Source organism: Chitinophaga flava, assembly GCF_003308995.1.
GTDB lineage: Bacteria > Bacteroidota > Bacteroidia > Chitinophagales > Chitinophagaceae > Chitinophaga > Chitinophaga flava.
Genome location: NZ_QFFJ01000001.1, coordinates 3,633,506 through 3,654,168, shown reverse-complemented (window position 1 = coordinate 3,654,168; position 20,663 = coordinate 3,633,506). Strand labels below are relative to the sequence as shown.

Annotated in this window: 19 protein-coding genes; 5 read left to right on the top strand and 14 right to left on the bottom strand. The window is 47.8% G+C overall.

The genetic code is table 11. From position 1 onward, the window contains the following. Positions 1 to 44 precede the first annotated feature (44 nt). The 11 genes from DF182_RS14790 to DF182_RS14740 all read right to left on the bottom strand — a co-directional run bounded on the left by DF182_RS14790 (position 45) and on the right by DF182_RS14740 (position 9,486). A complete protein-coding gene (locus tag DF182_RS14790; RefSeq protein WP_113616353.1) occupies positions 45 to 1,478 on the bottom strand; it encodes a POTRA domain-containing protein in 1,434 nt (477 codons plus the stop codon). A 102-nt stretch (positions 1,479 to 1,580) separates the two neighbouring features. Then, entirely contained in the window at positions 1,581 to 2,240 is a 660-nt protein-coding gene (locus DF182_RS14785) for a CBS domain-containing protein (protein WP_113616352.1), read from the bottom strand. 117 nt (positions 2,241 to 2,357) lie between these two features. Further along, positions 2,358 to 3,134, bottom strand: coding sequence for an alpha/beta fold hydrolase (locus tag DF182_RS14780; protein ID WP_113616351.1), 777 nt, complete (start codon positions 3,132 to 3,134; stop codon positions 2,358 to 2,360). A gap of 60 nt (positions 3,135 to 3,194) precedes the next feature. Continuing rightward, on the bottom strand, positions 3,195 to 3,737 hold the full coding sequence (locus DF182_RS14775) for a CvpA family protein (RefSeq protein ID WP_147243440.1): 543 nt from the start codon (positions 3,735 to 3,737) through the stop codon (positions 3,195 to 3,197). 114 nt (positions 3,738 to 3,851) lie between these two features. Next, positions 3,852 to 4,301 (bottom strand): GatB/YqeY domain-containing protein, encoded by a 450-nt coding sequence (locus tag DF182_RS14770; RefSeq protein ID WP_113616349.1) that lies wholly within the window; start codon positions 4,299 to 4,301, stop codon positions 3,852 to 3,854. 21 nt (positions 4,302 to 4,322) lie between these two features. Further along, a complete protein-coding gene (gldC, locus tag DF182_RS14765) occupies positions 4,323 to 4,664 on the bottom strand; it encodes a gliding motility protein GldC (protein ID WP_113616348.1) in 342 nt (113 codons plus the stop codon). Between the two features lie 81 nt (positions 4,665 to 4,745). Then, a complete protein-coding gene (locus DF182_RS14760; RefSeq protein WP_161964146.1) occupies positions 4,746 to 5,846 on the bottom strand; it encodes a glycosyltransferase family 4 protein in 1,101 nt (366 codons plus the stop codon). Positions 5,847 to 5,915: 69 nt separating this feature from the next. Continuing rightward, positions 5,916 to 6,350 carry a hypothetical protein gene (locus DF182_RS14755; protein WP_113616346.1) on the bottom strand — a complete coding sequence of 145 codons (435 nt, stop codon included), beginning with the start codon at positions 6,348 to 6,350 and terminating at the stop codon, positions 5,916 to 5,918. Between the two features lie 44 nt (positions 6,351 to 6,394). After that, positions 6,395 to 7,525, bottom strand: coding sequence for an ABC transporter permease (locus DF182_RS14750; RefSeq protein ID WP_245957445.1), 1,131 nt, complete (start codon positions 7,523 to 7,525; stop codon positions 6,395 to 6,397). Positions 7,526 to 7,540: 15 nt separating this feature from the next. After that, positions 7,541 to 8,683 (bottom strand): glycosyltransferase, encoded by a 1,143-nt coding sequence (locus tag DF182_RS14745; RefSeq protein ID WP_113616344.1) that lies wholly within the window; start codon positions 8,681 to 8,683, stop codon positions 7,541 to 7,543. A 5-nt stretch (positions 8,684 to 8,688) separates the two neighbouring features. Beyond that, positions 8,689 to 9,486 (bottom strand): alpha/beta fold hydrolase, encoded by a 798-nt coding sequence (locus DF182_RS14740; protein ID WP_113616343.1) that lies wholly within the window; start codon positions 9,484 to 9,486, stop codon positions 8,689 to 8,691. 230 nt (positions 9,487 to 9,716) lie between these two features. Between DF182_RS14740 and DF182_RS14735 the strand changes: the two genes are divergently transcribed. After that, complete coding sequence (locus tag DF182_RS14735; protein WP_113616904.1) at positions 9,717 to 11,510, top strand: acyl-CoA dehydrogenase family protein; 1,794 nt, start codon at positions 9,717 to 9,719, stop codon at positions 11,508 to 11,510. Between the two features lie 136 nt (positions 11,511 to 11,646). Continuing rightward, the gene (locus DF182_RS14730) at positions 11,647 to 13,383 is read left to right on the top strand and encodes an N-acetylmuramoyl-L-alanine amidase (protein ID WP_113616342.1); all 1,737 of its coding nucleotides are present in this window, start codon (positions 11,647 to 11,649) and stop codon (positions 13,381 to 13,383) included. Positions 13,384 to 13,451: 68 nt separating this feature from the next. Here DF182_RS14730 and DF182_RS14725 read toward each other — a convergent pair whose 3' ends face one another. Further along, positions 13,452 to 15,662 (bottom strand): M28 family metallopeptidase, encoded by a 2,211-nt coding sequence (locus tag DF182_RS14725; RefSeq protein WP_211327111.1) that lies wholly within the window; start codon positions 15,660 to 15,662, stop codon positions 13,452 to 13,454. Between the two features lie 238 nt (positions 15,663 to 15,900). Here DF182_RS14725 and DF182_RS14720 point away from each other — a divergent pair, with 238 nt between their 5' ends. Both DF182_RS14720 and DF182_RS14715 read left to right on the top strand, forming a co-directional pair. Then, entirely contained in the window at positions 15,901 to 16,245 is a 345-nt protein-coding gene (locus DF182_RS14720) for a carboxymuconolactone decarboxylase family protein (protein WP_113616341.1), read from the top strand. Between the two features lie 49 nt (positions 16,246 to 16,294). Further along, a complete protein-coding gene (locus DF182_RS14715) occupies positions 16,295 to 17,329 on the top strand; it encodes a 2-oxoacid:ferredoxin oxidoreductase subunit beta (protein WP_113616340.1) in 1,035 nt (344 codons plus the stop codon). A gap of 189 nt (positions 17,330 to 17,518) precedes the next feature. On the opposite strand, the gene DF182_RS14710 is transcribed toward DF182_RS14715, so the two are convergent. Both DF182_RS14710 and DF182_RS14705 read right to left on the bottom strand, forming a co-directional pair. Next, positions 17,519 to 18,157 (bottom strand): LysE family translocator, encoded by a 639-nt coding sequence (locus DF182_RS14710; protein ID WP_113616339.1) that lies wholly within the window; start codon positions 18,155 to 18,157, stop codon positions 17,519 to 17,521. Between the two features lie 23 nt (positions 18,158 to 18,180). Then, positions 18,181 to 19,725 (bottom strand): GH3 family domain-containing protein, encoded by a 1,545-nt coding sequence (locus tag DF182_RS14705; protein WP_113616338.1) that lies wholly within the window; start codon positions 19,723 to 19,725, stop codon positions 18,181 to 18,183. A 166-nt stretch (positions 19,726 to 19,891) separates the two neighbouring features. On the opposite strand from DF182_RS14705, the gene DF182_RS14700 reads away from it, so the two are divergent. Then, positions 19,892 to 20,662, top strand: a complete 771-nt coding sequence (locus DF182_RS14700) for an inositol monophosphatase family protein (protein WP_113616337.1) — start codon at positions 19,892 to 19,894, stop codon at positions 20,660 to 20,662. Position 20,663: the final 1 nt, after the last annotated feature.

Genomic DNA, 20,663 nt, shown 5'->3' with positions numbered 1-20,663 from the left:
TAAGTAATCCAACAAACCGTGTACGCTGTAGTTCACTGTTCCTGCTACATATCTACACTTGTGTGTAAAAATAGTCCTTTTTGCCCTAACTGGTTAACGCTGTACTCTATACGCAAACAGGTATCATAAAAAGAAACAATGTCAAGGCCGATGCCACCGGTATACAGGAAACGGTTGTTGAGGAAACTGTTTCCAGGGAACTTATTGTATGCATATCCCCCATCTGCAAAGGTTTTGGCGAATATGCGGAAAGGTACGGTATTGAATTTTCTGGGGACGATGGGCAGCTTCAGTTTAAAGGCCAGTATCTCCTGACGCAGGGTGGATTTGAGGATAGCGAAACTGGTACCGTCTACCACATAATACTCGAGGCCCCTCAGGTAATCATCGGCATAACCCAGCGCCTGCTGGTTCATATAGGGCTGTTCATCCGAAAACTTGACCTGTCCCCGCATACCCAGCGACAGAAAAGTCCTGGGCTTCAGTTGCCAGTACCGGGATGCATTCAGCCGGAACCGGATATCATCAATATCACTCAGCGGGCCGATACCCCGCTTGGCCGCCTCTCCCATAATACTGACGCCTTTGAGCGGGTACACCCAGCTGTCTGCCCGGATATAGGTAACCCGGTAGATCAGGTCCAAAAAGCGTACGCTGGTGCGGCCTTTCCCCAGGTAATTGGGGTTGATGATGGCCACCGAATCAGCCACTTTTTCGTAGTTGTAGTTGAGAAATACCTGATGCCTGGTATTGATGGCTTTACGGTAACTGTAACGGATACCAACCGTATATACCTGACGCAGGAACTCATCCTTGCGGAAAAACTGCTGTTTATTGTTGCTGGTGCTGTCGTTTACCTCACGGTTACGGCTATATGAAAATAGAATTCCCAGGCCATGACGGAAGCCTTTATCGATATAGGGCAGGTTATATTGCAGACTTATCCGCTGAGTATATCCGAACTGTAAAGTGGCATCCAGGCCATCATTACGTCCGGTGAGGTTTTCCTGGGTTCCTTTCACGCCCCAGTTGACACGATTAAAATTATGTCCTTTCTCCACCCACCATTGGTTGAAGTTTCTGTCGGCCAGTTTGAAAATAGGGAATGCGAAGGTGTACCATCGCTCCCATACTTCAAATACCAGGTCGGCGCTGTTGCCGTCCCAGTTTTTGACATTGGCAGTGGCATTGAGGAACAGGGAGGTATTCAGGATCTGTTTCCTGCGTTCCTCCAGCGTTTCCGCCAGATTGTTGAGGTAGATGGTGTCTCCGGGAACCGTGCTTATTTCACGTTGTATGATGGAGGTACGGGTTTTCTTATTACCGATAATGATAATATTGCGAACGACCAGGTAGCCGGAATCCTGTGCCAGCGCTGCAGCTCTACTTTTTTCTTCTATCCGGCTTTTCGCCGCGCCAGGTAATACTATACCGAGCAGGCATAAGTATCCCAGCAAGTAATAACAGCATCTCAGCATGTAGGCTATCTCTGATTTAGATTGCTAAAGTTACATTAAATGTGTGTCGTTATCATGGAAGATAAACAACCCTAACAACATAAAAAAATTAACCGGGAGGAGTTACATGCTGATATAATTCATCAACAAATCGTAGTTCTTTTTGACCAGGTCTTCTTCCTGCTCTTCGGAGTAGATGTATTTGATAGTATAATTAAAGCGCTCGTAAGTAGCCACCAGTGAGTGTAGTTCCTGGCGGTTGGTTTTGAGCAGCACTTCCAGCTTACCGGAAGGATCGGTAATCGTATTTACGCTGAGCAGGATTACATCATTGGACTCAGCAATGCGGGCAATTTCGCTGAGGCTATAGTCGCGGGGATCCATTTCCAGCGCCAGAATGCCGCCAGCTTCCTTTGCACCGTTGTATTGGGCCAGGGCAGCCAGCAGGTTATCTTTGGTGATAATGCCCAGGTATTCGTTTTCTTTGGTCACGACCGGCAGGGCGCACAGTTTGAATTCATGGAACAGTTTCAGCGCTTCAAAAAGATGAGCGCCTTCCTGAATAGCGGTACGGCTGGCTCCGTTGTATTGCAGGGATTCCAGCAGTTGTTCCGGCTCTTCCAGGTCCATGATCTGATCTTCCTCTACCAGTGCCACATACTTATTATCCACTACCATAGGCAGTTGCGTAAGATGATATTCATTCATCAGACGCAATGCTTTAGTTCCTGCATCCGAAGGTTGCAGGATTGGCACGGTGGATATGAGTTCTCTGGCAGTCATTTTCGTGTATTCTTACACAATAATAACAAAGAATCTTCCAACAGAAAAAGAAAATTACATGTACTGTCACCCTGCCGCACCTGCAGAGGGCGGTCTATAAGCAATACCAGGGACGGTTCAGCTGTTTGGCTGCGTCTTCAGTTTCTCCAGAAAAGCGTGCAGGATCTTGTTAAACTCGTCGGGAACTTCCATCATGGGCGCATGGCCGCATTTATCAATGAATTCCAGTTCAGAATTAGGTATAAGCTTTTGAAATTCTTCGCCCACCATAGGAGGTGTAACGGTATCATTTTTACCCCAGATCAGCAGTGTAGGTTGTTTGATGTCCTTTAACTCATCTCCCAGGTTATGGCGGATAGCAGATTTTGCCAGGGTGATGATTTTGATCACTTTCAGACGATTGTTGACAATCTCAAACATTTCGTCCACCAGCTCTTTGGTAGCGATCTTCGGATCATAAAAAGTAAGCTCAGCTTTCTTACGGATGTATTCGTAGTCTCCTCTTTTAGGATAGGTTTCGCCCATACCATTTTCAAACAGACCGGAACTACCAGTGAGTATCAGCGACTTAATAGGTGCTTCCGGATGTTTGAGCAGATATACCAGCGCCACATGGCCACCCAGGGAATTACCCAGCAGGTGCACATTCTGGTAGCCTCTGGCTTCAACAAACTTGTGTACAAACTTAGCCAGGCCGCCAACAGAAGTTTCCAGGATGTTTAAATCATACAGGGGCAACATTGGTATCACAACCTTGTTATACTGCCGGAAATACTCGACCATGTGCGAGAAATTACTCAAAGCACCAAAAAGTCCATGCAATAATACCAATGGTTCTCCTTCTCCTTCTTCTATATAACTAAACTTACCCTGTGTTTTGATTTCGTAATCCATTGCCAAATCTTGAAAGTCAATTTTACGCTAAAATAATTCTTTTTATTAATCTAAATACTGTCAGGCTGATTGTAAGTGTCCGGCAGCTTTATCAAAAAACGCCTGCAGCTGGGAGAATATGTCCTTAAAGACCGGTATCCACTCTCCCATATGATCCAATACCCAGGGACCTACGTGTTCAATATAGGGATATACCACTGAATGCAATTTGGTTTCCGGGCTCAGCAGATAGATCTGGTTGGCAATCCACAATACTACACTATAAACGGTCGTGAATAATATACTGTACAGCAGAATGCCGCCCAGCCTGTTAAGCCATCCCATCATGGCCAGTTCCATCAGCTTCTGCAATGCGCTGGCACCCAGTCTTACCAGTAATGCCACTCCCACAAAAAGGCAAACGAAACAAAGCATAGGCACCCAACGGGAATGTATATCCCACCGTTGCTGCACCAACGTAGCGGTAACTGCAGAAAGTTTAAGGGCAACAGCCAGTCCGAGTGTTACGGCAACCAGCGAAAAAACGGCCACTATCAATCCACGTGTATACCCTTTATAAAGGGCTATTACCATGATAATGGCAAAAACGATATCTATTGACAAAGTAATAATTTTCGATTTCCTGATTTCTGATTTTTTGATTCTGGAAAGAAAGAAAAACAAATTTGATTTCTAATCCAAAATCAAAAAATCAAAAATTAAAAAATCTTTAAATATTTATTTAAGGAGTTCTTTTACCATAGCGGAAATAGCTTTTCCGTCTGCTTTACCAGCCAGTTGTTTGGTGGCTACGCCCATTACCTTGCCCATATCAGCAGGAGAGGCAGCACCTACAGAAGCGATAATTTCAGCCACAGCAGCTTTTAACTCGTCTTCGCTCATTTGTTTGGGCAGGAAACGTTCAATCACAACCAGCTCTTCTTCTTCTTTCACAGCCAGGTCTTCCCTGTTCTGCTGACGGAAAATATCCAGGGAGTCTCTCCTTTGTTTGGCCAGTTTCTGTAACAGCTTTAATTCGTCGGCTTCCGTCAACTCTCCGCTGCCACCTTCTGCTGTTTTAGCCAGCAGGATAGCGGCTTTGATAGCGCGCAACGCACGCAGGTCAGCTTCTTTTTTGCCCAGCATCGCCGTTTTGATCTCGGCGTTGATATTTGTTTCTAAAGACATATGTGGTTACGTTTAAATGGATTAGGATTCAGCCTGCTGTTTGTCCTGGAATTTCTTAAAGAACTCTTTGGCAAAAGTCCTTAATTCATCCGCCTGGTCACGGTATTGTGTAGCCCTGGCATAAGTATCAGCCATGGTCATCATCGTCTGAAAAAAGAAGTCGGCCATTTCATCCACCATCATATCTTTCGTCCACAGGTCAATCCGTAAAGCGGCCTTTTCTGCCGGGTCCCAGAAAGATATCATCATGGCTTTGGCCTTGATCAGGCGATCTTCCTTGTTATCTGTGGCACTCCACTCAATCGATTCCGGCACTTTATTCTCGTCCAGACCCACCTGGATCTGTATGTTTTTCTTATTCATGTTTTTTCATTAAAGCGCAAAAATAACTATCATTTAGGGATTTTGATATTTGGATATTTGGATATTTGACCCGAATAACGATTAAATCCCCCAATTCCCTGCATCCCAGCCATTTGCCGGAATTACCGGTGGCTCCTTGGCCAGCAGCCTGCTTCTCAGCTGTTCATCCTTGTACAACAGGCTCATCTTCTCTGCCAGATCGTCCACGTTGGCAGGGTCTGTATATAGTGCCGTATCACCGGCAGCTTCCCGGGCAGCCTCACTTTCCAGGGCTATCACCGGCACTTTGCACCGCTGGGCCATATAGATGGGCAGCGGCAATCCATCAAAACGAGCAGGATACACCAGTGCATAGGCAGCACCTGTTACCTCCGCCAGCTGGGCTATCGTCAGATCCTGCAGCCACACTACATCATGTCTGAACTTAAAACTTTCAAGTGCCTGTACGATATCTGCCCCGGCAGCCGTCAAATTGCCGGCCAGTACCAGTTTCAGATTGGTACGCTGCCGTTTTTTCAGCGCCGAAAATGCTTTAAAAACCGGCATTATATTATTTCTCGGATGAATGCTTCCTGTTACCAGAAAATACTCCACTCCGCCAGACCACGCCTTTTTAGCCGCTTCCCGATCGTCCCATTCCAGTGGCCGGAACAAACTGCTGTCTACAGCAGCTTTCAGCGCTGATACCTTATTACGGGCCCCCGGGGCGTAGCGTAGCAACTCCGCTTTGGCGGTATCAGAAAGCACCACAATCTGTTGTGCCCGGTCGAGATAACGGGTAATCTTCTTTTTCAGGGAAGCCTGTTCCTGCGCGGGCTGCAGACCGGCATCCTTCAGGAAAGACAGGTCCCGGAGCAGGATAGTAGCCGGCACCTTGCTTCTCAGAGGCAAAGCACTGTCCAGTCCTATGTAATGGTCTGCCTTTATAGCCTTCATCGCACGTGGCAGCTGCCATTCCAGCCACCAGTAATGGTGCCAGGCCTTGTTGCCCTTGAGTGGCAGCACGACCGTAGTAACATTGGCTGGAAAATTAAGCTGGGCAGGAACCTCCCCGTCGAAATAAAAGGTAAACCGGTGCTCCGGCTGTTGCCGGCATAATGCAGATATGATCTCAGTAGCCACCTGGCCGGTATCGGCGGGCAAATCCCTTCTCAGGCAAGTAGCATTAACAGCAATTTGCATAGACATTTCACTTAATGTGACAGCCTGCAAACCTACATTATTTTGACATGCCGCAACAGGGATAATTTATCAGCCGGCCGACTTGTTGGTGATGAGGAATTCCACCGGCGTGGTAATATTGGCTGTATTACCCAATGATGCCAGGGTAAGCGTTACTTTATAAGTCTTTACCTCCTTGAGATGCCGGAGCGTAATATTGATCGTACCAGTAGTGGCATCCGGTATAGCATCCTGTGCCAGCGGAATACCTGCAGGGTCTGTTACCACGTTCATGGTTACCCGTACCCCTTTTTCCGGCATTTTGGAAGTGATCTTCACCTGAAAGGTAAAGGTGCTGTCCATCGCTACATTGGCCTTGCCTGCTACCACTCCGGACAACTCCAGCTTCAGGGCTTCCTCCTGGGTAGATGGAACCGGATCCTCACCCCCCTTCTTCTTTTTACAGGCAGTCAGTGCAAACAAAGCACCTATGAGAAACAAGGATAGATATTTTTTCAGTGGCATAACAAGGGTATATAGGATGAAATTACAATTTTATCATATGTAAATCAAATTTTACTTCTCACATCCAGGGCATCCCGCAAGCCATTACCTAACAGGTTGAAAGCCAGCACCAGCATCATGATAGCGACTCCAGGCGCCAGCGCCAGCAGCGGGTTATGTGTAATAATGAAATTGTAATTTTCTTTGATCATCAGGCCCCAGGAAGGCTGCGGCGGTTGTACCCCCACTCCCAGGAAGCTAAGCCCCGCCTCTACTACAATAGCCGTCGCAAAGTTGCCGGCAGCTACCACCATTACAGGCCCCAGGATATTGGGCAGGATATGTTTTACAATAATACGGGTATGTCCATATCCCAATGCCCGGGCAGCTTCCACAAACTCCAGTTCCCGCAGGGTCAGTATCTGACCACGGATAATACGGGCCACCCCTACCCACAACGTCAGTCCCACAGCAATAAACACTTGCCAGAAACCCTTTCCCAGCGCGAGTGTCAGCGCAAATACCAGCAGCAGCGAAGGCATAGACCACACCACGTTTACCAGCCACATCACCATATCATCAGCCGTACCTTTGAAATAACCGGCTACAGCACCCATAAACACTCCTATAGTAAGGGAAATGATTACCGCAATACATCCTACTCCCAGGCTCACCCGGGTACCTACCAGCAGCCGGCTCAGGATATCCCGGCCAAACTTGTCGGTACCCAGCCAGTAGGTAACCGGAAAGATGCGGTGGCGGACAATATTTTCCTGTAATTGAGGTATGGAGAGCCCGGCTTCCTGCCGGCTGCCATACCATACGTCACGGAGGTTATATTTTTCTTCCCTTGAGGTAGTCTCGTCTACATAACGCTGCACCAGTAATGTGCTGTCTTTAAATTCCCAGGAACGGACCGGCGTCCACGTCATATCCGACTCCTGGCCGAATAATAATCGCTGAAAAAAAGAAACCCTGGCCACCGGCTGCGCCTTTTTGACTGCCAGCATATGAATACGGAAGCCCGGATGCTGGCCTCCTACTTCGAGGACCATCCTGTTGGCATCGGGAGTGTTATCAGGAGCAATGATATAAGCGAAAAAACTGACTACTACAGCCGCTGCGATGACGATCAGGCCTGCCAGCGCGCCCTTGTTTTTCCGCAGCCTTCTCCAGGCAGATTGAATATCGGACAACTGTAAAATAATTTTTTAGTTCACCTGCCGGCCCTTCCATTGATAACTTCCAAACTTGCCCAGCCATCCGGCGAGAACAATATAAGGAATATGAAACAACTGACCGGGGATAAACCATATCAATAAAGCTGTTTTACGGAAAAAGCCGGCTACCGGCACCAGGAAATAAAGCTCCAGTGTTACCTTCAGCAGCAGCAGGATCAGGAACGCAGGCCACCAGTGCGGTACAAACAAGGCGATAGCCCCCAACACCAGCATACTTACGTTAAAAAGATATACCAGTAACAACACCCAGGTAAGGCGCTTATCTTCATACTTATCGGCTTTCGACGACCAGCGTATACGCTGGTTCATAAACCCTTTCAGGGTATCTACCGGTAAAGTACGCACGATAGCTTCTTCACTTTTAAGATACATAACTCCATCAGGATAGGCGCTGTAGATCTTGTACATCAGCAGCATATCATCGCCGGAGGCGATATTATCGATCCCTGCAAAACCACCTACCGCATGAAAAGCAGCCTTCTCATAAGCCAGGTTGGCCCCATTACACATAGTGCCCGATTTAAGCCAGGCCGCAGCACCCGTGATGCCCTGCATGGTGATAAAATCAAGCGACTGAAGATTCATGAAGAAATTACGCTCCTTATAAAAGCTCACCGGCGCCGCAATAAATTTGGGGCGGTACGTTTCATAAAACTGTACAATGGTTTCTATCCACCGGGGCCCCATTACACAGTCTGCATCTGTAGTAACGATAAGGTCTCCTTTAGCCCGGGCGATAGCCATGGCAATTGCTTTTTTCTTGTAGGAATTAAGCCGTTCATCTTTACTAAGCAGGTCCTGCATACGGAGCAGATGAACATTGGTAGCTGGAAAGCGGGTGATAATTCCGGCGGTATCGTCTGTGGAAAAATCGTCTACAATGATCACTTCCAGCAAATCTGCGGGATAGGTTTGTTGTTGCAGGGATTTCAGCAATGCCGGTACATTTTCAGCTTCATCGCGTGCGGGGATAATAACGGTCACGCGGGTATTACCAGCCGGCGGCTGTGCAGGTACAAATTCCGGCAGTTTCCTCCAGCCAAGGCTGTACCACAACATCAGTACGCTGTATCCAAGTGCCAGTCCGGTAACTATAATCAGAAAAAAATACATCCAGGTTAAATATTTGTTTTGATGATGGAGCCCAGCTCCTTTGAAATCAGCTGATGCCCTTTTTCCAGCACCAGCATTTTACAGGTAAATGAACCGTCCATAAAACGTGTACCCAATACCGGTGGTATTACCCGGTCATATTTCCCGAATATCAGGAGTGTTAAAACGTTGTAGCGGGCCAATAATTGTTTGCACTTCTTTTTATCCGGCATCATACGTCGCATGGTTGTCCAGACGTTGTATACCTGCAGTCTTTTTTCTGTTTTGTCCATCCGGTGCAGTGCGAATTTGTAAACGCTTTGATTAAGCAGTCCCAGTTTCCGCCATCCTTTCAGCAGCGCAAAAAATAATTGGGGATGATCAGTGTTGTACTTGAAAAGTTTGTTACCTACGCTGGTTTGAGTAACAAACATATGCCATGGATTGTTTCTGAGGCCATCAGCAGCCAGCATGATCAGGTGATCTATGCGGCTGGCCATGATTTCCACCAGGCAGAGTGCCAGTCGTCCGCCCATGCTGTATCCCAGCAGTGAAAATCGTTCTTTGCCCTGCCGTTCCAGTACCAGCTGTATAATGGCTTCCAGATCGGTCTTTTCAAAAGGACGTTCTTCATTCCATTTGGTTTCCCCATGCAAGGGCATGTCCAGTGCCACGATGGTGAACATATCACCCAAACCAGCTGCCAGCGGGGCGAAGTGTGCTGCACTTTCACCAAATCCGTGCAAACAGATCAGCAGTTGCGGACCTGTTCCGCTGCTGGTTCCATGAAACTGGCTTTTAGCATATGGCAAATAGAAATCCATAAAGGGGAACAATGATAGGGAAAAAACTTTGTCTTACCCAGCTTTGGGCGCAGGTTTTCCGGATACTGTTTTGGTTTTGTTAAAATATTTCTACTCCGGCAGGTGGTTATCCTGTCAAGTGCCCGCAGTGATGGCAACCAGCGTGGCAAGCGTTTTAATAATGCAGGGAGGGCATGGTTTTATTTCAGCTTAATTCGGTAAATTACGGAAGTACCAAAAATCAGATAAACATGGACGCAACAGTAGAAAATAAGCAGGCGCTGAAAGGCGCAGAGTTCCTGGTAAAGGAAAGTGTTCCGGAAGATGTGTTTACTCCCGAAGATTTTTCGGAAGAACAGCTGATGATCAAAGATATGGCCGACCAGTTCATCAGTAAAGAAATAACGCCGATCGTGGAGCGTATTGATAAACTGGAAGAGGGCCTGATGCCTTCTCTCCTGGAGAAAGCAGGTGAACAGGGACTACTGGGTGCTTCTTTCCCTGAAGAATATGGAGGACTGGGCAAAGATTTCGTAACAGCCACTATCATCAATGAAGGGCTGGGTGCCGGCCACTCGTTCTCTGTAGCTATGGCCGCCCATACGGGTATCGGCTCGCTCCCTATCCTGTATTTTGGTACAGAAGCCCAGAAACAAAAATATATTCCAAAACTGGCCACCGGCGAAATGAAAGGCGCCTATGCCCTCACAGAACCGGATTCCGGCTCTGACGCTCTGGGAGCCAGAACTACCGCCAAACTCACCGAAGATGGCAAATACTATGTACTGAACGGACAGAAAAGCTGGATCACCAACTCCGGTTTTGCTGACGTGTTTACTGTATTTGCTAAAATCGATGGCGATAAATTCACCGCCTTTATTGTGGACAAAGGTACTCCCGGATTTACCCTGGGCGCCGAAGAACACAAAATGGGCATCAAAGGCTCTTCTACCCGCCAGATCTATTTCCAGGACGCTAAAGTACCTGTTGAAAACGTACTGGGCGTAATTGGTAAAGGACACCTGATCGCTTTTAATATCCTGAACATAGGCAGGCTGAAACTCTGTGCGGCCGCACTCGGCGCAGCCAAGAAGTGTATCACCACTTCCGTACAGTATGCCAACACCCGCCACCAGTTTAAGCAGCCGATATCCAATTTCGGCGCCATCAAACATAAACTGGCGGAAATGGCCATCCGTACCTGGACTTCTGAGTCTTCCCTGTTCCGTACTGCACAGCTCATCGACGAAAAAGAAAAGGAACTGCTGGCTTCCGGCAAACCTTTCGCCGAAGCCTTGCTGGGTGCCGCGGAAGAATATGCTGTAGAATGCGCCATCCTGAAAGTGAATGGTTCTGAAGTACTGGACTACGTAGTGGATGAAGGCGTACAGATACACGGGGGCAACGGCTTCAGCGATGAATACATCATCTCCAAAGCTTACCGCGACTCCCGTATCAACCGCATCTTCGAAGGTACCAACGAAATCAACCGCCTGCTCACCCTCGATATGACACTGAAACGGGCCATGAAAGGTAAACTGGACCTGATGACCCCTGCCATGAACGTCATGAAGGAACTGATGAGCATACCTGATTTCGGCAGCGACGATGAAAGCGCTTTCAGCAAGGAAAGAAAGATGATCGCCAATTTTAAAAAGGCCATCCTTATGGCCGCTGGAGCCGCCGCACAGAAACTTATGATGAAGCTGGAAACAGAACAGGAAGTGCTGATGGACATCGCTGATATGGCTATCGAAACATTTGTGGCCGAAAGTGCCCTCCTGCGCCTCCAGAAACTTGTTCAGCATAAAGGAGAAGCCGCCGCAGAGCTGCAGATTGACATCGTACGTACCTACATCTACGATGCAGCTGACCGTATCAACAAATCCGGCAAAGACGCTATCAACGCCTTCGCTGAAGGTGATGAACAACGGATGATGCTGCTGGGCCTCAAACGCTTCACCAAAGCAGAACCATTCAACGCAAAAGAAGCCCGCAGAAGAATTGCGGACAAACTGATTGCTGAAAATAAATACATCTTCTAAGATTGGATGATGGACTGTTTGATGATGAGATGATGGTTTCTTCCCACTCCATTGTCCCATCATCAAACAGCTAAATCATTAAATACCAATCGCGCTCTCCTATTTCCCTCTTATCTTTACATGATTACGCAGGGATATGAAGCAAGCATTGAAACTAATACTACAGACTGTTATTGCCATTGTAGTTCCCCTTTGGGCCAGCAGCCAGGCTTATCTCCGGCTCAGCCAACCTTCCCGGGAACAAACCAATGTGAACACTGCCCGGCAGTTTATTGCCGGCAAGACGTGTACCGATTGCAAGGTTACCATCAACAACGAACCGGTATACGTATACAGCACCGGCACCTTCGCCGTTAAAAAAGAGCTGAAGGAAGGAAGAAACACTTTCACCATCACAGCCGAAGACACTACTAACGGCAAAACATACACGAAAAATATTACCTGGTATTATGCTCCGGTTCCTCCTCCCAGAGTAACCAGCAGCTTCCGGATAGATTTTGTGGAAATCTCTCCCAAAGGAAACCTGCAGCTGTCTGTAGGTGACTCCTTACATGTACGCATGAAAGGTTATCCCGGCGGACGTGCCAGCTGGTTCAACAATTCGCCCCTGCGCGAATTACCGGCTTCTCAATCAGGGGGCGTACCAGGATACTACGTTGGCAGCTATGTGCTGCAGCCCGCAGATTCCATGCTGAACGGTAAAATACAGGTCAGGCTCCATAATGGCAGCGAAACCGCCATCTTAAACAGCACCTACCATTACAGCGTGATGCGTAATGAGATACCACTCACCGGCCGCACCATCGACAACATGACCTACCTTACCTCCGCAGCCGAAGGCGACCGCCTCGGCCCGGATAAAATAGGTTATCTCGATAAAGACGTATTACTCCACATCATAGGCAGGCAGGGCGATTACTATAAAGTACGCCTCTCCTCCCAGCGGACAGCCTTTATCCCCGAACCACTGGTGGAAACAGATATCCCGCAGGAACCCATGCCAGTCAGCATCGTGTCTGATGCCAAAATATGGGGCGACGAAAAAGCTGATTATGTATCAGTCGCACTGTCAGACAAACTGCCCTACACATCCACTCAGATGGTGTCTCCGGGCAAAATCATTGTTGACATCCACGGTGCCTACGCCGAAAACAGCATCAGCACGCAACTCCAGGGTACCCGTGAAATCACCGGCGTACAATGGCAACAGCCGACCCATGACGTACTCCGCATGGTGATATCTCTCAAACATGCACCCTGGGGATACCAGATCTATTATGAAAACAACCGTATAACGGTGAAGGTTAAACGTGTTCCGGCCAACCTGTCCCTGCGCAACCTGGTGATTGGTATAGACGCAGGTCATGGCGGCAGTAATATGGGCTCTGTAGGCCTCACCGGCGTGTATGAAAAAACACTTACCCTCAACCTCGCCCTGCAGCTGGAGGCCGCACTGAAAAGAGAAGGCGCTACTATCATCATGTCACGTACCACAGAAAGACTGGTACCCAATGAAGAACGCCTTTCCCTCTTCCGCCGCGCCAATCCTGATCTGTTGCTCAGTATACATCTCAATTCTTCCGGTAATCCCGTGGATGTTTCCGGTACCGCCACCTATTACAAACATCCGTTCTGCGAACCGCTGAATGCCGCCATCCACAAACGATTGCTCGAAACAGGGCTGAATGATTTCAAAAACAACGGCGACTTCAACTTCATCCTCAATAATCCAACAGAGTTCCCGGACGCACTGATAGAAACGCTTTTCATCAGCAATCCCGGTGATGAGGAAAAAATACTTGAACCACAGTTCCAGCAGGAAATCATCAACAAAATAGTGCAGGGCCTGAAGGATTACCTCAAAACCATGTAATATATCAGCGATATAGAAAAGGGCTGACCAGCATCACTGGTCAGCCCTTTTTAGTGATATATGCCGTATCAGCGGCCGCTTAGCGGCTGCAAATACTTCGTCAGTCTATTGATGGCAGCGGCCACTGCATCTATCTGTTCAGCAGCTTCTGTCCATCGACGTTGTTCGATCGCTTCTCTCACACCTGGAACAGTTTTAACACCGTATCCGGTATAAAAGCCTGGCGCATAAAGGGTGTGTTTATACCATGCGCGGGAAGGCAGTCCTTTTTCATTCAGCAGCTGTTGTTCTGCTTGATAGCGTATTTTGTTCAGCGCAGGATTACCTGCCAGCTGTTTGTTGCTGCTGATAGCCTGGGTAATGGAGTCCAGCCCTGCCAGTGCGTTCTGCAGCGGTGAGAAGTCGATATAAGGGACCGGCGCTTTAGCGGCCGGAGGCAACAAGTGTTTAGCCGTGTCCGTAACCAGCTGGTATTTGTTTTCCTTTACAAGCTGGTTTTCCAGGGCAGTTGTTTCACGCAGGTCTGTAGCCAGTTCTGTAAGCTCGCTAACGTATCCGTTTACTGTTTCATACAGTTTGCGGAAGTCGAATGGCAATACAACTGAATTGGCTATACGAAGTACGGTATGACCGGCTGTCTTTGACAACGCCACACCGTAGCTGAAGGTGGGATCTTTAAACCTGACGTAGTCGTCGTAAGAGTCGTAGATGGAGTGGTATTCTCCGCCGGCATCTTCGCCGGAGAAGCCGAAGTCCAGAGAAGGTACGCCCAGGTGCTGCAGAAAGGAGGAATAGTCTGATCCGGAGCCCATTGCGCTGATATTGATACCCTGGCGGGAAAGTTTCTCTTTTTTCTGTCTGGTGGTAGCAGCCTTGAGCACATCAGAAGCCTGGCGGCGGGCCAGAATACTGACATTGGTTTGTGGGTCAGTGATATCACGGGCCACCTGGTTGACCAGTGTTTCCAGGGCATGAGAGCCGCTAGCGCCGAGGAAACCACGACCGTTTCCATCAGAATTGATATATACCACAGCTTTCTCCTGTAATTCAGCAGCATGGTCTTCCGCCCATTCGGTAGACCCCAGCAGTCCGGGCTCCTCACCATCCCAGGCGCAGTATACCAGGGTACGGCGTGGTTTGAAACCCTCCTTACTCAGCTGACCGATAGCCTTAGCCTCTTCCAGCAGAGCTGCCAGACCACTGATAGGGTCAGAAGCGCCGTTTACCCAGGCATCATGATGGTTGCCACGCACTACCCACTGGTCGGGCTCTTCAGTACCTTTTAATTTGGCGATCACGTTGTGACAGGGGCGTATTTGCCAGTCGAAAGACAGTTTCAGGTGTACTTTGGCTTTTCCCGGACCGATATGATAGGTGAAAGGCAACGCGCCACGCCAGGCTTCGGGTGCTACGGGTCCATCCAGTGCCTTGAGGAGCGGAGCCGCGTCATGATAACTGATAGGCAACACCGGTATCTTCAGCAGATTGGGAGCCTGAAGGCGGTCCAACCTTTTGGCGTTGGCAGTAGCTCCAATATTGGGAGTAAGCGGATCTCCGGGATAAATGACCATGTCCATCACGGATCCGCGCTGTACGCCATATTCATTTTTAAAAGCTCCTTGCGGATATACGTCTCCGTTAAAATAGCCATCATCTTTGGGATCGGAATAGATGATACAGCCAATAGCACCATGTTCCTGGGCTACTTTGGGTTTGATACCCCGCCAGGAGCGGCCGTATTTGGCGATCACTATTTTACCGCGTACGTCTATGCCGGCACGTTCCAGGTATTCATAATCTTCAGGCAGGCCGTAGTTGACAAATACCAGCGGGGCGCTCACATCACCATCGGCACTCCACGCGTTGTAGGTAGGCAGCTGACCTTCCTGGCCGGAAGTGGCATCTTCTTTCAGGGCCGGCTCTTTCAGAAGAGCCTTGTAGGTAGTGGGGGAAGTCATTTCCAGCACCCGCTCTTTAGGTGTGGGAAACAACACCTGATAAGTCACAATTTCTGCATCCCAGCCATAACTTTTAAAGCGTTGCAGGATGTCTTCTGCCACCGCTTTGCCTCCGGCCGAGCTGATATGATGTGGCCTGGAAGACAGGGTTTTGATGGTTTCCCCAATGTGGCTGCTACTGAGTTGCTGATCAAAACGGGCTTCCAGCTGCTGCTGGCTGGCCGCTTCATTATCGGTGTATCCCAGCATTTTTTTGTCCTGCGCCCGGGCTGTGGCACCCGCGCATAAACATAATGCCAGTAAAAAACGAGTTCTCATCATAAGAGGTTTAGATGTGTTGGTTGAAGAGATATTGGTATATACAACAATATACAAATAGTCTACCATACCAATAGGCTTTTTTTGAGCAAAAATCATCAACATAACTTTTAGTTATCCTTCATAATCATACGTTATAGGTCAAACAGTCCACTTAAACAGTAGATTAATGTATATTTGTAAACACTTTCATAGCTTTATCCCTGTGAAATAATATAGCTAACATTTAAAGAGGAACAATATGTCAAATGCGATTCAGGAGTTTAACGACTACCGCGGGAAAATGAATGAAGTGATACTGGGGAAGCAGAATAAGGTGATCAACCGGTTATTTAACCTCGATACCAACACTTATGCCGAAGGTGCGCTGAGTACCAAAACCAAGGAAATGCTGGGGCTGGTAGCGTCGATGGTACTGCGTTGCGACGATTGTATCAAGTATCATCTGGGCAAATGTTATGAACAGGGTATCACCACCGACGAAATGTATGAAATCTTTGCGGTGGCCAATATTGTAGGCGGAACGATTGTTATTCCGCATACCCGCCGGGCAGCCGAATATTGGGAAGAACTGAATAATCAGTAACTTTACAGGATTACATATTCATACTCATATATATATTTAATTCATACAAATGTCAACAGCAACTATAGCTCCGCAAGCCTTAACTGCAAAAGATTTTGCAACGGACCAGGAAGTGCGCTGGTGCCCTGGATGCGGCGACTACTCTATACTTAAACAGGTACAGACTATCATGCCCGGGCTGGGTATCCCCCGCGAAAATATTGTGATCGTTTCCGGCATTGGTTGTTCGTCGCGTTTCCCATACTATATGAATACCTATGGTATGCACTCGATCCATGGGCGTGCTACTGCTATTGCCTCTGGCCTGAAAGCCACCCGCCCTGAGCTGAGCGTATGGATTGTGACAGGTGACGGTGATGGTCTTTCCATTGGTGGTAACCATACCATCCATCTGCTACGCCGTAATTTTGATGTGAATATCATGTTGTTCAACAACCAGATTTACGGTCTGACTAAAGGACAATACTCCCCTACTTCCGAAGAAAACAAGGTGACCAAGTCTACCCCCTTCGGTAGTATCGACCACCCTTTCAACCCGCTGGCACTGGCACTGGGAGCGGATGCAACCTTCATTGCCCGCAGCATGGACCGCGATCCCAAACACCTGCAGGAGATGCTGAAACGCAGCCATGCCCACAAAGGAGCCTCTTTCCTGGAAATATACCAGAACTGCAACATCTTCAATGATGGCGCTTTTGAAATATTCACCGAAAAATCCACCAAAGCGGAAGAAACCATCTTCGTAGAGCAAGGACAGCCGCTGATCTTCGGTGCCCAGAAAAATAAAGGCCTCCGCCTCGACGGTCTGAAGCCTGTAGTAGTGGAATTAGGCAGCGAATACAGCGCCGGCGACCTGTGGATTCACGACGAAAACGATTTCTACAAAGCCCAGCTGCTCACCCGCCTCTTCGATGATACCCGCATAGAAGGCCATATGCCTCGTCCTTTCGGCGTATTCTACCAGGCTCATCGTCATACCTACGAAGAAGTAATGGCTGCCCAGCTGGCAGAAACCATCAGCAGAAAAGGTGAAGGCGATCTGGATAAATTACTGGCAGGAAATGAAACATGGGTCATCAATTAACTGTGATGCATGTGATGATCCTGATTCTCCTGATGAAAGAAGATAAAAGCGAAGAGCCCATTGACATAAAATCAATGGGCTCTTCGCTTTTATAATATTTTCTGCGTAATCTCCGCTCAAATCTTCGACTATCAGGAGAATCAGCGGTATCACATACATCACAGTTGCGGTATCACATACATCACAGTTTTAGTGGCCTAATGTACCTACCTCAAACAACACCTTATACAGCAATACTACGCCGAAAATGATCATACTGGCGCCAGCTATGCGGTTCAGCCATTCTACGTTGGTAAGGGTGAGTTTATGACGGATTTTATCAGAGATAAACACCTTCATGATATCTGCGGAAAGCACCAGTGAAAGACATACGCCATACATCACAAAACGGTGTCCTACAGAGGTGGCACTATTGGCGACACATACGCCCAGCCAGAAAATGATCACACCAGGATTCAGGGTATTCATCAGAAAGCCGGCCAGCCATATCTTGAGATAGTCGTGGGTACGGAACATCTCCGGTTTTTCATCTCCGGTGCTGATCTTCACCTTCTTGAAGAGCAGTCCGTAAACACCCATGCCTATCAGCAAAATTCCACCAACCACTCCGATAGAGCGTTTGTATTCTTCCAAACCGCTGATAAAAGAGGTGGTCAGGTTGCCTGCAAGTACAAACATAATATCGCTGAAAGACACGCCCAGCGCAAAGCTGATACCTGCCTTAAAACCATTGTTAATGCTGTATTTGATGATGGCGAAAATTACCGGCCCCACCGATAACGACAGAAACAAACCCAGTCCTAGTCCTGCTACAATTGATGCTATCATGCGTTTAAATTCGGGGTCACGGATTATGCCTGTGGCTTAACAGCTTTTCCTGCCAGAAATTTCTCCCAGTCTTTCAGTTTCTCGCCCTTCATTACCCTGGGGAACTTATTCATCGCTCCCTCCTTGCCTTTGCAACGGAGATAGTCGATAAATACATCATTGGGTAATACTTCTACAAAAACTTCTTTCAATGCAGAGGTTCTTTCCACTGCATAGTCATCGTTCACTTCTGCCAGGGTCTGATCAATGATTTCCCGGATTTTCTCCACATCAGCCACTGGCTGGTCTGTACCAATATACCAACGGTGTGCGAAGAGGTTTTCGTATGGGAAGCCTGCTACGGTAAACTCACGGATGGTAATGCCCATCTTCCTCTGTACCGTATCGATGGCTTTGTTCATGTTATCAACACTCATGTGCTCCCCTGCAAGGCTGAGGAACTGTTTGGTACGGCCTACGATCACGATTTCATGTTCCTTAACGGAAGTGAATTTCACCACGTCACCAATGAGGTAACGCCAGGCACCTGCACAGGTAGACAACATTACGGCATATTCCACATCTTCCACTACCTCGTTGATCATATACGATTTAGGATTGGGTTTCACCTCCCCTTCTGCATCAAAGTTTTCTTCATTGAATGGAATAAATTCAAAGAAGATACCGGCATTCAGTACCAGTTTGATACCTCTGACACCGGGACGGGCCTGGAAGCCGAAAGAGCCTTCAGACGCCATATATGTTTCGATGAAGTTGATCGGTTTGCCAAGCAGTTTCTGGAAGCTCTCACGGTAAGGCTCAAAAGAAACCCCTCCATGAATGTAGATAGCCAGGTTAGGCCATATTTCATGGATATTTTTAACGCCGTGGTATTTGATGATTTCTTCAAACACAATCTGTACCCAGGCCGGAACACCACATACGGTGCCTACGTCCCAGGTAGGTGCTTTCCGTACAATCAGCTTGATACGCTGCTCCCAGTTAGGCCGGCGGGAAATGCTGCCGCCTGGCTTATAAAAACGGCGGAACCAACGGGGAATATTTTTGGCTTGAATGCCACTCATATCTCCCTCATAATAGTCGCCCTTTTCAAACAATGAAGTAGTACCTCCCAGCATCAGAATCCCTTTGGTAAAGGATTTAGGCGGAATGTTAAAGTTAACCATGGAATATAGCTGCTTCACACCTACCTTCTTCACTGTTTTCAGCATGGCTTTGGTAACAGGAATATGTTTGCTCGCCGACTCCGAAGTACCCGAACTCAGGGCGAAATACTTAACCTTCTCCGGCCAGCTGACGTTTGCTTCACCTTCCAGGCAACGGTACCACCACTCCTGGTGCATCTTACTATAGTTGTGTACAGGTATTTTATCCCGGTACTGACCGATAAAATTAGGACTGTCTAGTATGTCCTGGAAATCGTAGTGTCGCCCGAACTCAGTATCCTTGGCCTTTTCCAATAAACGGTGCAGCACCTGCAGCTGGTATTGGCGAGGTGTCCCTAACTTAAACGTGAACTTCTTCCTGATACGTAGTGACCTGGAAATCAGATTACCTATGATGGCCATTAACTTTCCCTCTCTTTAATTGAACTGCAAAAATAAGTTGATTATTGAATATAAACGCGAATTACAACTTAGGACTTGCAATTTAAGGAATAACACATGTATTTTTTACTAATAAAGTCCTAAAATTGGCAAACGGCAATTGGCAATTCATAATTACCTTTGCGGGATGCTAAAATCTACTTTACTCAAAGCTACTGAAGCCAGCGGAAAAATACTTCAACAATATTTCAATGGGCGTTTCGAGGTGAGCAGTAAGAGCACTGTCAACGACCTTGTGACCGAAGCCGACAAAAAATCTGAAGCGGTTATTATCGAGGTAATCCGCTCAGCTTATCCAGATCACTTTATCCTCAGTGAAGAGGTAGGCGAGATAAAGACAGATTCTACCATTAAATGGATTATTGATCCCATAGATGGTACGGTTAACTTCGCCAATGGCATTCCTCTCTGTTGCGTATCCATTGGAGTGGAGAAAGAAGGAGAAATGATACTGGGCGCCGTATATAACCCATTCATGAATGAACTGTTTGTGGCAGAGAAAGGCAAAGGAGCTACGCTCAACGACAAGCCCATACATGTTTCTACTAAAACCAATGTGGCCACGTCCTGTCTGGTAACGGGTTTTCCTTATAAATGGGAAGAAAGTGAAAACGATCCATTAAATGTACTGGGCAACGTGATAAAACAAGGCATTCCCGTACGCCGCCTCGGCTCTGCAGCCATAGACCTGTGCTGGGTGGCCTGTGGCCGGTTCGATGGCTTCTGGGAACATCACCTCCAGGCCTGGGATTCTGCCGCCGGATACCTGCTGGTAGAAGAAGCCGGTGGAAAAGTAACTGACTTCTCCGGCAATAAATACTCCCCCTATCAAAAACAAATACTGGCCACCAACGGCCATATCCATAGTGCATTGAAAGACCTCATTAACGGTAAATAAA

Bases quoted from the DNA above. Each gene is read 5' to 3' on its own strand.
- DF182_RS14790 (WP_113616353.1), bottom strand. From the start codon at position 1,478: ATGCTGAGATGCTGTTATTACTTGCTGGGATACTTATGCCTGCTCGGT.
- DF182_RS14785 (WP_113616352.1), bottom strand. From the start codon at position 2,240: ATGACTGCCAGAGAACTCATATCCACCGTGCCAATCCTGCAACCTTCG.
- DF182_RS14780 (WP_113616351.1), bottom strand. From the start codon at position 3,134: ATGGATTACGAAATCAAAACACAGGGTAAGTTTAGTTATATAGAAGAA.
- DF182_RS14770 (WP_113616349.1), bottom strand. From the start codon at position 4,301: ATGTCTTTAGAAACAAATATCAACGCCGAGATCAAAACGGCGATGCTG.
- gldC (WP_113616348.1), bottom strand. From the start codon at position 4,664: ATGAATAAGAAAAACATACAGATCCAGGTGGGTCTGGACGAGAATAAA.
- DF182_RS14760 (WP_161964146.1), bottom strand. From the start codon at position 5,846: ATGCAAATTGCTGTTAATGCTACTTGCCTGAGAAGGGATTTGCCCGCC.
- DF182_RS14755 (WP_113616346.1), bottom strand. From the start codon at position 6,350: ATGCCACTGAAAAAATATCTATCCTTGTTTCTCATAGGTGCTTTGTTT.
- DF182_RS14745 (WP_113616344.1), bottom strand. From the start codon at position 8,683: ATGTATTTTTTTCTGATTATAGTTACCGGACTGGCACTTGGATACAGC.
- DF182_RS14740 (WP_113616343.1), bottom strand. From the start codon at position 9,486: ATGGATTTCTATTTGCCATATGCTAAAAGCCAGTTTCATGGAACCAGC.
- DF182_RS14735 (WP_113616904.1), top strand. From the start codon at position 9,717: ATGGACGCAACAGTAGAAAATAAGCAGGCGCTGAAAGGCGCAGAGTTC.
- DF182_RS14730 (WP_113616342.1), top strand. From the start codon at position 11,647: ATGAAGCAAGCATTGAAACTAATACTACAGACTGTTATTGCCATTGTA.
- DF182_RS14725 (WP_211327111.1), bottom strand. From the start codon at position 15,662: ATGATGAGAACTCGTTTTTTACTGGCATTATGTTTATGCGCGGGTGCC.
- DF182_RS14720 (WP_113616341.1), top strand. From the start codon at position 15,901: ATGTCAAATGCGATTCAGGAGTTTAACGACTACCGCGGGAAAATGAAT.
- DF182_RS14715 (WP_113616340.1), top strand. From the start codon at position 16,295: ATGTCAACAGCAACTATAGCTCCGCAAGCCTTAACTGCAAAAGATTTT.
- DF182_RS14710 (WP_113616339.1), bottom strand. From the start codon at position 18,157: ATGATAGCATCAATTGTAGCAGGACTAGGACTGGGTTTGTTTCTGTCG.
- DF182_RS14705 (WP_113616338.1), bottom strand. From the start codon at position 19,725: ATGGCCATCATAGGTAATCTGATTTCCAGGTCACTACGTATCAGGAAG.
- DF182_RS14700 (WP_113616337.1), top strand. From the start codon at position 19,892: ATGCTAAAATCTACTTTACTCAAAGCTACTGAAGCCAGCGGAAAAATA.